The 11,415-nt window shown below is 69.3% G+C and carries 10 protein-coding genes and 1 tRNA gene; 7 read left to right on the top strand and 4 right to left on the bottom strand.

The window, feature by feature from the left end:
* Positions 1-391: 391 nt before the first annotated feature.
* A tRNA-Gln gene (locus ACEN8G_RS19255) sits at positions 392-465 on the bottom strand.
* A gap of 191 nt (positions 466-656) precedes the next feature.
* On the opposite strand from ACEN8G_RS19255, the gene ACEN8G_RS19250 reads away from it, so the two are divergent.
* Genes ACEN8G_RS19250 through ACEN8G_RS19240 form a run of 3 tightly spaced genes read left to right on the top strand, consistent with a single transcriptional unit; the run spans position 657 to position 2,667 of the window.
* On the top strand, positions 657-1,703 hold the full coding sequence (locus ACEN8G_RS19250; RefSeq protein ID WP_413415980.1) for a Ppx/GppA phosphatase family protein: 1,047 nt from the start codon (positions 657-659) through the stop codon (positions 1,701-1,703).
* A complete protein-coding gene (locus ACEN8G_RS19245) occupies positions 1,700-2,383 on the top strand; it encodes an RlmE family RNA methyltransferase (RefSeq protein WP_413415979.1) in 684 nt (227 codons plus the stop codon). Before ACEN8G_RS19250 ends, ACEN8G_RS19245 begins: the two co-directional genes overlap by 4 nt.
* Positions 2,380-2,667 (top strand): hypothetical protein, encoded by a 288-nt coding sequence (locus tag ACEN8G_RS19240; protein ID WP_413415978.1) that lies wholly within the window; start codon positions 2,380-2,382, stop codon positions 2,665-2,667. Before ACEN8G_RS19245 ends, ACEN8G_RS19240 begins: the two co-directional genes overlap by 4 nt.
* A 9-nt stretch (positions 2,668-2,676) precedes the next feature.
* Here ACEN8G_RS19240 and ACEN8G_RS19235 read toward each other — a convergent pair whose 3' ends face one another.
* Both ACEN8G_RS19235 and rpoZ read right to left on the bottom strand, forming a co-directional pair.
* Positions 2,677-2,919 (bottom strand): hypothetical protein, encoded by a 243-nt coding sequence (locus ACEN8G_RS19235; protein ID WP_413415977.1) that lies wholly within the window; start codon positions 2,917-2,919, stop codon positions 2,677-2,679.
* 87 nt (positions 2,920-3,006) lie between these two features.
* Positions 3,007-3,351, bottom strand: coding sequence for a DNA-directed RNA polymerase subunit omega (rpoZ, locus tag ACEN8G_RS19230; RefSeq protein WP_116839672.1), 345 nt, complete (start codon positions 3,349-3,351; stop codon positions 3,007-3,009).
* A gap of 194 nt (positions 3,352-3,545) precedes the next feature.
* On the opposite strand from rpoZ, the gene ACEN8G_RS19225 reads away from it, so the two are divergent.
* The gene (locus ACEN8G_RS19225) at positions 3,546-4,709 is read left to right on the top strand and encodes a phospholipase D-like domain-containing protein (protein ID WP_413415976.1); all 1,164 of its coding nucleotides are present in this window, start codon (positions 3,546-3,548) and stop codon (positions 4,707-4,709) included.
* A gap of 209 nt (positions 4,710-4,918) precedes the next feature.
* Here ACEN8G_RS19225 and ACEN8G_RS19220 read toward each other — a convergent pair whose 3' ends face one another.
* Positions 4,919-5,380 carry an Lrp/AsnC family transcriptional regulator gene (locus ACEN8G_RS19220; RefSeq protein WP_413415975.1) on the bottom strand — a complete coding sequence of 154 codons (462 nt, stop codon included), beginning with the start codon at positions 5,378-5,380 and terminating at the stop codon, positions 4,919-4,921.
* Positions 5,381-5,478: 98 nt separating this feature from the next.
* On the opposite strand from ACEN8G_RS19220, the gene putA reads away from it, so the two are divergent.
* The 3 genes from putA to ACEN8G_RS19205 all read left to right on the top strand — a co-directional run bounded on the left by putA (position 5,479) and on the right by ACEN8G_RS19205 (position 11,380).
* Positions 5,479-9,072 (top strand): trifunctional transcriptional regulator/proline dehydrogenase/L-glutamate gamma-semialdehyde dehydrogenase, encoded by a 3,594-nt coding sequence (gene putA, locus ACEN8G_RS19215; protein ID WP_413415974.1) that lies wholly within the window; start codon positions 5,479-5,481, stop codon positions 9,070-9,072.
* Between the two features lie 114 nt (positions 9,073-9,186).
* Positions 9,187-10,095 carry a formylglycine-generating enzyme family protein gene (locus tag ACEN8G_RS19210; protein ID WP_413415983.1) on the top strand — a complete coding sequence of 303 codons (909 nt, stop codon included), beginning with the start codon at positions 9,187-9,189 and terminating at the stop codon, positions 10,093-10,095.
* A 364-nt stretch (positions 10,096-10,459) separates the two neighbouring features.
* Positions 10,460-11,380, top strand: coding sequence for a complex I NDUFA9 subunit family protein (locus ACEN8G_RS19205; protein WP_413415973.1), 921 nt, complete (start codon positions 10,460-10,462; stop codon positions 11,378-11,380).
* Positions 11,381-11,415 lie beyond the last annotated feature (35 nt).

The following is an 11,415-nucleotide window of genomic DNA, read 5'->3' as shown; positions in this document are numbered from 1 at the left end:
GAGCAGGAGCCCCGCGCGACCCTGAAACCGGCGCGCGGACGTGCGATTCTGCAAGCTGTGGATCGATTTCACGAGATAAGCCCCTCTTCACTGGTTCGGACGGCCGGTCGCAGGCGCGGCGCAGCGGCGGCTCCGTTGGGGGCTGAGGGGGCAGGGGGCCCGTGCTTTGCGATCAATCCGGATATCGCGGAGACGGGGGGTGCCGATTCGGACGACGCCGGCCGATCGCGCGACGAAAAGCGTGCGAAGGATGCCAGTAATCCGGGCATGACCCCGTACGGCCTGCCCCGGCGATACTGATCGCGGGCGAATCTATTCTTGCCCAGGCGCGGGAATCAGCGCGCCGAAGCGCCTGGCGCGCCGCGCAAACTTCCGGTTCTCAAGGGAAAATTGGATGCCCCGTGAGGATTCGAACCTCAATTGACGGAGTCAGAGTCCGTAGTCTTACCTTTAGACGACGGGGCATCACGCGGCATCACTGCCGGCAGGCGGGGCGCAATACGGTGCCGATCCCGCGCTGTCAACGGCCCGTGCCGTGTCGCCTCCTTGCTCCCGCCCCCAGTCTCCGCTAGCCTCGCATCCAAGCACCGGCGGCGAAAAAGCCGTGACGGAACAGAACATAAGCGAGTGATATGATGGGGGATGGCACCGCCAATATGCCCCGCGGCCGTGGTTCCGGAAAAGTCCGGAGGGGTGCGCCGCCGATACAGCGGCCCCAGGAGCGGCCGATACGCGGCCGGCCGGGCGAGGCGCGCCACTATGCCGCGCTCGACCTGGGCACCAATAATTGCCGGCTGCTGATCGCGCGTCCGCAGGGATCGGGCTTCGCGGTGGTCGATGCCTTTTCGCGAATCGTCCGGCTGGGCGAGGGGCTGGCGACCAGCGGCAGGCTTTCCGACGCGGCGATCGAGCGGACCATCGCCGCGCTCAGGATCTGCGCCGAGAAGCTCAAGCGCCGCAACGTGACGCTTGCCCGCTCGGTGGCGACCGAGGCGTGCCGCCAGGCCTCCAACGGCACCGAGTTCATCGAGCGCGTCTATCGCGAGACCGGCATCGCGCTCGACATCATCACTGCCGAGGAGGAGGCGCGGCTCGCCGTGCTGGGCTGCCATGCGCTGCTCGAACCCGGCGACGGCCCGGCCCTGGTGTTCGACATCGGCGGCGGCTCGACCGAGCTGGTGCTGGTCGATTCGCGGGGCGGCGACGTGCCGCGCATCCTCGACTGGCACAGCGCGCCCTGGGGCGTGGTCTCGCTGACCGAGGCCTCGGGCAATGCCGAGACGGCGGAGGACCGCGCCGCGCTCTATGCCGGCATGCGCGCCCGCGTCGCCGAGAGCTTCGCCCCCTTCGCCAAGCGCCTCCGCCCCCCACGCGGCACGCGGCGGCTGCTCGGCACCTCGGGCACCGTCACCACGCTCGCCAGCGTGCATCTGGGGCTCGCCGCCTATGACCGCTCGGTGGTCGACGGGCTGATCGTCCCCGCCCCGGCGATGCGCGAGGTCAGCCAGCGCATCTCGGGGATGAGCATGGCCGAGCGCAGCCAGGTGCCGTGCATCGGCTCCGAGCGCGCCGACCTGGTCGTCGCCGGCTGCGCTATCCTCGAGACGATTCTCGATCTATGGCCCGCCGAACGGCTCGGCATCGCCGATCGCGGCATCCGCGAAGGCATCCTCCGCCGCCTGATCAACGGGAGAATCTTGTGAGTAGGGGTGGAGGCCGTGGCCATACCCGCGTGCTGACCGCGCGCAAGCGCACCGCGCAATCGACGCGCTGGCTCGAACGCCAGCTCAACGATCCGTACGTCAAGCGCGCCAAGGCCGAGGGCTATCGCAGCCGCGCGGCCTACAAGCTGATCGAGCTCGACGAGAAGTTCGGCTTCCTCAAGGGCAAGAAGCGCGTGCTCGACCTGGGCATTGCGCCCGGCGGCTGGACCCAGGTGGTGCGCCGGCGGCTGCCCAAGGCGCCGGTGGTCGGCATCGACCTGCTGCCCGTCGATCCGATCGACGGCGCGATCATCCTCCAGATGGACTTCATGGACGATGCCGCGCCCGACCGGCTGATCGAGGAGCTGGGCGGCGCGCCCGACCTGATCGTCTCGGACATGGCGGCCAACACCGTCGGCCATCCGCAGACCGATGCGCTGCGGACCATGGGCCTGGTCGAGACCGCGCTCGACTTCGCGATCCAGGTGCTCGAGCCCGGCGGCGATTTCGTCGCCAAGGTGTTCGCCGGCGGCGCCGATTCGTCGCTGGTCGCCGAGATGAAGCGCAACTTCGCCACGGTGAAGCACGCCAAGCCGCCGTCGAGCCGCAAGGGCTCGGTCGAGTGGTTCGTGGTGGCGCAGGGGTTCAAGGGGCGGAAGGCCGCGCCGGCGGAGGAATGACCGTCGACCTGCTCTGGGCGGCGGTGATCCTGCTGCTCGGCACCAAGCTGGCCGCAACGCTGGTCCTGCTCCCGCGATCCTCCGAGGCGCGGCTGGCTTCCCCTCAGGGGCGGTTGCTGTGGTGGGCGACCAAGATCACCCCGCTGCTCGCGGTGCCGTGCCTGATCGCGATTGCCTGGATCGAGCAGGACCGCGCCGGGATGCTCGTCTATCCGTTGCTGATGGCCTTCGTGCTCGTCACAGTGCCACTGCTTGCCTGGCGCCGCTTCCGCTGCGCGGGATAGCCGATCGGCTCAGTCGCGTTTCTCCGCAGCAGGGACGCCGAACACTATGGATCGCCAGCTACGCCGATTGGCGATGCGCTGATAGAGCAGAGCCACGATCAAGAGGCCAATCAGGGCAGGCACGACACGGCCAAAGCCGAACCAGGTGCTTGCTGCATAGGAAGCGAGAGCCAAAGGCACAGTCAGCATCAGCCATTTGCGCCAGGCATCCGCGTAGCTGTTGCGATCCGCATCGGTGGGCGCGTCGGACATAAGGGATCCTATCGCGGAAACCGCACAAGCAAAAGGGCCCCGGAATCGCTTCCGAGGCCCTTTTGCTTGGTTCAGCGAATCGCCGGCTCAGCCGTCGTAGTCGCCGCCCAGATTCTGGTTGCGCGGCGGGGCAGCAGCGGTGAGGCGGAGCGCCTCGGCCGAAGCCGCGATCGAGCCGACCTCGTCCGGAGCCTCCTCGTCGTCGATCTGCACGCGCTGCAGGCTCGAGACCACGGCTTCCTCGAGGTGAGTCGGGCGCACCGTCTCCTCGGCGATCTCGCGCAGGGCGACGACCGGGTTCTTGTCGCGGTCGCGATCGATGGTCAGATCGGCGCCGCCCGAGATCTGGCGGGCGCGCTGCGCCGCGAACAGCACGAGATCGAAACGGTTGGGAACCTTGTCGACGCAATCTTCGACAGTGACGCGCGCCATCTACGCTTCCTTGAAAAACGGAGTGTCCGGGAAAGGGGGCGATCTAGGGTCCGGCTGTGGAAAAGTCAAGAAAATGGGGGCCGAGAACCGAATCGGGTCCGGCGCGTTGGGAACGCAGCCGCAACGACAGGAACCCGATCTTGGAAGCGCTCGCCCCTCTTGCTCCCGTCCCGCCGCTCCCGCATCACCAGCCGATGCGCTTCAACCAGCCGAGCTACACCGTCGAAGGGAACCGGCTGACGCTGCTACCCGACGGGCCCGAGCGGCTCGAGGCGCTGCTCGACCTGATGCGCCGCGCCGAGCGCACGCTGCGCGTGCTCTACTATATCTATGTCGATGACGAGGCTGGCGCTGCGGTGCGCCAGGCGCTGATCGAGGCGGCGGCGCGCGGCGTAAAGGTCAGCCTGATCGTCGACGGGCTGGGCAGCGAGCATGCCCAGAGCCGCCGCTTCTTCGATCCGCTCCACGAAGCCGGCGTCGATGTCTGCCGCTTCGTGCCGCGCTGGGGGCGGCGCTATCTGCTGCGCAACCACCAGAAGCTCGCGCTCGCCGACGAGGAGCGGGTGATCATCGGCGGGTTCAACATCGAGGACAGCTATTTCGGCACGATCGCCGAGGCCGCCTGGCGCGATCTGGGGCTGCTGGTCGAAGGGCCTGCCGCGGCCCGGCTGGTCGGCTATTTCGATGCACTGTCGAGCTGGGCCAGGCGCCCGCGCGCCAGCTTGCGCAAGCTCGCCAGGACGCTGCGCACCTGGAGCGAGCCCGAAGGCGCCACCCGCTGGCTGTTCGGCGGGCCGATGCGCCGGCTCTCCCCCTGGGCGCGCGAAGTGAAGCGCGACATGGACCGGGCGCAGTCGATCGACATCATCGCCGCCTATTTCGCCCCCAACCCGGCGATGCTCCGCCGGCTCGACCGGGCCGGCCAGCGCGGGCGGGTGCGGCTGGTGCTGCCCTCCAAGCTCGATCACGGCGCGGCGATCTGGGCGGCGCGCTTCACCTATGCGGGCCTGCTGCGCAAGAACGTCCAGATCTACGAATACCAGCCGACCAAGCTCCATGCGAAGCTGTTCCTGCTCGACGATGTGGTCAACATCGGCTCGGCCAATTTCGACATCCGCTCGATGTTCCTCAACCTCGAGCTGATGTTCCGCGTCGAGGATCCTGCCTTCGCCGCCTATGTCCGCGCCTTTGTCGATGGCGAGGTGGCGCGTTCCGAGCGGATCACCCCCGAGCTCTACAAGGCGCGCACCGGCCCCTGGACGCGGATCAAGCAGGCGGCGGCGTATTTCGTGATGGCGGTGCTCGACTATAACGTCACCCGCGGGCTGAACTTCGCACCGAAGCGCTCGCGGCCCTAGGGGTGAGGGAGCTGGCATTCCGTCAATGGCATGGCTTCCGGCTAATATCGCGTCACCCCGGCCTTGTGCCGAGGTCCACTGTGCCGCGCCGGCTGGACTAGAACCTCCTGTCCATGGCTCGCCTCCCGGTGGACCCCGGCACAAGGCCGGGGTGACGGAAAAGATGCGCAGGCGAGACTTTGCAATTCTGACCGGGTAATATTTGCAAACTAATCCTTGATCGTCTCCATCGCGACGAAGGTCGAGGTGCTGGCGACATGCGGCAGGCTGGAGATCTTCTCGCCCAGCACGATCCGGTAGCGGCGGATATCGGCGGTGCGCACCTTGAGCAGATAGTCGAAATTGCTCGCGAGCATGTGGCATTCCTCGACCTCGGGGATGCGCCGCACCGCCGCGTTGAACTCCTGCAGCGCCTTCTCCCGCGTGTCGGCGAGCTTCACTTCGGTGAAGGCGATATGGTCGAGCCCCAGCCGCACCGGATCGATGATCGCGCGGAAGCCGCGGATCACGCCGGTGTCGATCAGGCGCCTGAGCCGAACCTGGGCAGGCGTCTTGGAGAGCCCTACCTGTCTGGCGAGATCGGTGACGGTCATCCGTCCGTCGGCGGCCAGCGCGGCGACGATCTTGCGATCGAACTCGTCCAGATCGACTATTGCGGGGAGCTTCTTCATGATTCTCGCCTAGCAGATCGCCAGAAATATGGCGAATGTGCCTGCGATTGTCCGCTGATAAGTCGGATCGACCAAGGGCAAGCGCATATATTGGCGCGATGACCCAGCCTGCGCCCTTCGCCGCCTTCGCCCCGCCCGTCCGCGAGCCGACTCCGCTCCGCCAGGCGATCACCGCCGCCTATCGCCGAGACGAGCGTGAGGCGCTGGTGCCGCTGCTCGAGGCAGCGACGCTCGACGAGGCGACGCGCGCCGCGATCCGCGAGACCGCGACCCAGCTGGTCACCGGCCTGCGCGCCCGGCGCCGCAGCGGCGCGGTCGAATCGCTGGTCCAGGAATATGCGCTGTCGAGCGAGGAAGGCGTGGCGCTGATGTGCCTGGCCGAGGCTTTGCTCCGCATCCCCGACGATGCCACCCGCGATGCGCTGATCCGCGACAAGATCGCCGATGGCGACTGGCGCGCGCATCTCGGCGGCAAGCCGCTGTTCGTCAACGCCGCGACCTGGGCGCTGGTGGTGACCGGCAAGCTGGTCGGCACGGCCGACGACAAGGGGCTGGGCGCCGCGCTGATGCGGCTGGTCGCGCGTGCCGGCGAGCCGGTGATCCGCCGCGCCATCGACATCGCGATGCGGATGATGGGCGAGCAGTTCGTCACCGGCGAGACGATCGCCGAGGCCCTGAAGCGCGCCCGGCACGAGGAGGCCAAGGGCTTCCGCTACAGCTATGACATGCTGGGCGAGGCGGCGACCACCGGTGCCGATGCCGAGCGCTATTACCGCGATTATGAGAATGCGATCCACGCGATCGGCAAGGCCTCGGCCGGGCGCGGCATCTATGAAGGACCGGGCATCTCGATCAAGCTGTCGGCGCTCCACCCGCGCTATGCCCGCTCGCAGGTCGATCGGGTGATGGGTGAGCTGCTGCCGCGGGTGAAAACGCTCGCCGCGCTGGCGCGCAGCTACGACATCGGCCTCAACATCGATGCCGAGGAAGCCGACCGGCTCGAGCTGTCGCTCGACTTGCTCGAGAGCCTCGCGCTCGATCCGGACCTGGCCGGCTGGGACGGGCTCGGCTTCGTCGTCCAGGCGTACGGGAAACGCTGCCCCTTCGTGATCGACTGGATCATCGATCTGGCCGCCCGCGCCGGTCGCCGGATCATGGTCCGGCTGGTCAAGGGCGCCTATTGGGACGCCGAGATCAAGCGCGCCCAGGTCGATGGTCTGCCCGACTTCCCGGTCTATACCCGCAAGCTCCACACCGACGTCGCGTACATCGCCTGCGCCCGCAGGCTGCTGGCGGCCACTGACCGGGTCTTCCCCCAGTTCGCCACGCACAATGCCCAGACGCTGGCGACGATCTACCAGCTCGCCGGGCCCGATTTCGCGGTCGGCAAGTACGAGTTCCAGTGCCTGCACGGCATGGGCGAGCCGCTCTACGAGCAGGTCGTCGGCAAGGAGAAGCTCGACCGGCCCTGCCGCATCTACGCCCCGGTCGGCACGCATGAGACGCTTTTGGCCTATCTTGTCCGCCGTTTGCTGGAGAATGGCGCCAATTCCTCCTTCGTGAACCGTATCGCCGATCCGGACGTCCCGGTGTCGGAGCTGGTCGCCGACCCGGTCGCGCAGGTGCAGGCGATGCCCAACCCCGGCGCGCATCACGACAGGATCGCCCTGCCCTATGCGCTCTATCCCGATCGCCGGAATTCGGACGGCCTCGACCTGAGCGACGAGCAGGCGCTCGCCGCGCTCGGCCAGGCGCTCCAGCACAGCGCCACCATCGCCTGGCGCGCCGAGCCGGCCGACGGGCAGGGCACCGAGCGGAAGGTCTGCAATCCGGCCGACCACCGCGACACGGTAGGCGTCGTCGTCGAGGTCTCGCCCGAAGCCGCTGCCGCTTCAGTCACCCGCGCCGCCGCCTCGACCTGGGGCGCCACCCCCGTCGCCCGCCGCGCCGCGATGCTCGAGGCCGCCGCCGATGCGATGCAGGCGCGCATGCCGGTGCTGCTCGGCCTGATCGTCCGCGAGGCGGGCAAGTCGCTGTCCAATGCCATCGCCGAGGTGCGCGAGGCGATCGACTTCCTGCGCTATTATGCCGAGCGCGCCCGCGCCACCTTCGGCCCGGCCCAGGCGCCGCTCGGCCCGGTCGTCTGCATCAGCCCGTGGAACTTCCCGCTGGCGATCTTCACCGGCCAGGTCGCCGCGGCCCTGGTCGCGGGCAATCCGGTGCTCGCCAAGCCGGCCGAGGAGACCCCGCTGATCGCCGCCCAGGCGGTGGCGCTGCTCCATGACGCAGGCGTGCCCGCCGATGCACTCCAGCTGGTGCCCGGCGACGGCCCGATCGGCGCGGCGCTGGTCGGCGCCCCGGAGACCGCGGGCGTGATGTTCACCGGCTCGACCGACGTCGCCCGGCTGATCCAGCGCCAGCTTGCCACTCGCCTCTCGCCCGCCGGCAAGCCGATCCCGCTCGTCGCCGAGACCGGCGGGCAGAATGCGATGATCGTCGACAGCTCCGCGCTCGCCGAGCAGGTCGTGGCGGACGTCATCGCCTCGGCCTTCGACAGCGCCGGCCAGCGCTGCTCGGCGCTGCGCATCCTCTGCCTGCAGGAGGAAGTCGCCGATCGCACGCTGGCGATGCTCAAGGGCGCGCTCAGGGAGCTGCGCATCGGGCGGACCGACGCGCTCGCGGTCGATACCGGCCCGGTGATCACCGCCGAGGCGCAAGGCAATATCGAGCGCCACATCGCGACGATGCGCGCCCGTGGCCACCGGATCGAGCAGCAGGACCTGCCCGCCGCCGCCGGCCACGGCACCTTCGTGCCGCCGACGATCATCGAGATCGACCATATCGCCGATGTCGAGCGCGAAGTGTTCGGCCCCGTCCTCCACGTCCTGCGCTATCGTCGCGACGACCTGTCCGCCCTGATCGATGCGATCAACGCCACCGGCTATGGCCTCACCTTCGGCCTCCACACCCGGCTCGACGCGACGATCGCCGAAGTCACCGCCCGGGTGAAGGCCGGCAACCTCTATGTGAACCGCAACGTGATCGGCGCGATCGTCGGCGTGCAGCCGTTCGGCGGGCGCGGGCTTTCGGGCACCGGACCCAAGGCGGGCGGACCGCTCTATCTCGGCCGGCTGGTGCACGAGGCGCCGGTGGCGGTCGCGCCGAGCGGTGCGACTGCTACCCCGCTGGCGGAATTCGCCGCCTGGCTCGAGGCGCAGGGCGAGGCCAAGGCGGCCCGGGCCGCGCTGCATTATGGCACGGTCTCGGCACTGGGTGCCGAGCGCACGCTGCCCGGACCGGTCGGCGAGGACAATCTCTACGCGCTCCATCCGCGTGGCCGCATCCTGATGCGCCCGGTCACGACCGCCGGCCTCCACGCCCAGATCGCCGCGGTGCTGGCGACCGGCAACCGGGGCACGCCGGAGGGCATGGCGCTTCCCGCCGGCCTGCCGCCGCGCGTCGCCGCCGCCTTCGCGCCCGGCGACGAACCCATCGCCGCCGCGCTGGTCGAGGGTGATGCGGCGCAGGTCGCTGCGGTTGCGCAGGAGCTGGCCGAGCGCGACGGCCCGATCGTGACCCTGCTCACCCCGGGCGCCTCGGGCTATCCGACCGACCTGCTGCTCGAGGAAGTGTCGATCTCGATCAACACCACCGCGGCGGGCGGCAATGCCAGCCTGATGACGATCGGCTGACGCATAGGGCTCGATCGGCGGGGGCTTGATCGGCGGGGTGGCCGGCCCGCATAGGAGGGCGCGATGAAGAAGGTCGCGTCCCGCCCCGCCGCCCGTGCCGTCTCGCACGAAGGCATGAAGCTGATCCCCGGCGGCAGCTTCACCATGGGCTCGGAGCGCTTCTACGAAGAGGAGCGCCCGCTGCGCCGGGTGCGGGTCGACAGCTTCTGGATCGACGAGACGCCGGTCACCAACGCGCAGTTCGCCGAGTTCGTCGCGGCGACGGGCCATGTCACCTTCGTCGAGAAGGCGCCCGATCCGCGCGCCTATCCGGGCATGGACCCGGCGCTGGCGGTGCCCGGCTCGCTGGTCTTCCAGCGCACGCCCCAGCCGGTGTCGCTCGACGACCATGGCCAATGGTGGGCGTTCGTGCCCGGCGCCGACTGGCGGCACCCGACCGGGCCGGATAGCGGCATCGAGGGGCTGGAAAACCATCCTGTCGTCCATGTCGCCTTCGAGGATGCCGATGCCTATGCCAAATGGGCGGGCAAGGCGCTGCCGACCGAGGCGGAATGGGAATTCGCCGCGCGCGGCGGGCTGGTCGATCGGGAATATGCCTGGGGCGACGAGCTGGCCCCCGACGGCGCGATCCTCGCCAATTACTGGCAGGGCATGTTCCCCTTCGCCACGCTCAAGCCCGACGACCGCTATCGCACCACCGCCGCCGGCAGCTTTCCGGCCAATGGCTATGGGCTGTCCGACATGATCGGCAATGTCTGGGAATGGACGCGCGACTGGTACGGCACGCCGCAGCCGATCAAGGGCAGCTGCTGCGAGGCCGTCAATCCGCGCGGCGGCACGATCGGCGACAGCTATGAATCGCATGCGCCAGGCGGGAAGATCGGGCGGCGGGTGCTCAAGGGCGGCTCGCACCTCTGCGCGGTCAACTATTGCCAGCGCTATCGCCCGGCGGCGCGCCATCCCCAGCAGGTCGACAGCGCGACCAGCCATATCGGCTTCCGCTGCATCTCGCGAAAGGCCTAGGGTTTTACCCAGGCTGGGTACGAAAGTTCACTAAGGTCACGACATCCAGGGCCTGCGCGGCTCCGGCGCAGCCGTGGCCGGCTTTACCCGGTCCGGATTATCGGGCGGCGATCTCTCGCCATGAGAAAGAGCGGCCGGGTCTTCCCCCGGCGTCGCCGACGCAAACATGGGAAATCCTACATTGCAAGGCGTTTGGCCGGCTTCATGCCCCGGGGATGTGCTGCAGGGTGCGGCGTACGGGTCGCTGTCCGCCGCGGCGTGAGCGTCGGCGCGTCGAACCGCGCCAACCTGCGCTTGCCTCCCCGCCCGCCGCGCGGCATGGGAAGGCTCCACCGACAGACAGTTTCAGTTCCAGGAAATAGGCATGAAGGACAAACTCGTAGTGCTGATCGGCGGCGGCGGTTTCGTCGGCCGCTATATCGCCCAGGAACTGCTCGCGGCGGGTGTGCGCCTGCGCATCGCCCAGCGCCGCCCGCGCGACGCCTGGTTCCTCAAGCCGCTCGGCGGCCTTGGCCAGACCCAGTTCGTCGCCGCCGACGTGACCCAGCCGGACACGATCGCCAACGCCGTTGCCGGTGCCGATGCGGTGGTCAACCTGGCCGGCGTGCTCAAGGGTGATTTCGACGGCGTCAACGCCGCCGGCGCGCGCAACGTCGCCGCTGCCGCCCAGGCAGCCGGCGTCGAGACGCTGATCCATTTCTCCGCGCTCGGTGCCGATGCCGAGTCGGCCTCCGCCTATGGCCAGTCCAAGGCGGCGGGCGAGGCGGCGGTGCGCGCGGCCTTCCCGAGCGCCACCATCCTGCGCCCCTCCTTCGTCTTCGGGCGCGAGGACCAGTTCACCAACCGCTTCGCCGCGATGGTCGGCCTCGGCCCGGTCGTGCCGGTGCTGCGCGCCGATGTCCGCTTCCAGCCGGTCTATGTCGTCGATGTGGCCCGCGCCGTCGTCGCCGCGCTCGCCTCGCCCGAGGCGCATGGCGGCCAGACCTATGCGCTGGGCGGCCCCGACACGCTGACCATGCGCGGCCTGCTCGACTGGCTTGCCGGCGCGACCGGCCACAAGCCGGCCTTTGCCGAGCTGCCCGATCCGCTCGGCGCGCTGATCGCTTTGCTGCCCGGCACGCCGATCACCCGCGACCAGTGGCGAATGCTCCAGGCGGACAATGTCGCCGGCGATGCCCCCGGCCTCGCCGCGCTCGGCGTCCCCGCGACGCCGCTCGCCAGCGTCGCGCCCGGCTGGCTGGTCCGCTATCGCCGCCACGGCCGCTTCGGCAAGCTGGCCGCCTGAACGCATTTCCGCGCCGCAAGCGCATCGGAGCCTAG

The organism is Sphingomonas sp. Sphisp66 (assembly GCF_047324325.1).
Taxonomy (GTDB): Bacteria; Pseudomonadota; Alphaproteobacteria; order Sphingomonadales; family Sphingomonadaceae; genus Sphingomonas.
The sequence above is the reverse complement of the archived record's forward strand: the minus strand, read 5'-3'. Positions and strand labels throughout refer to the sequence as shown.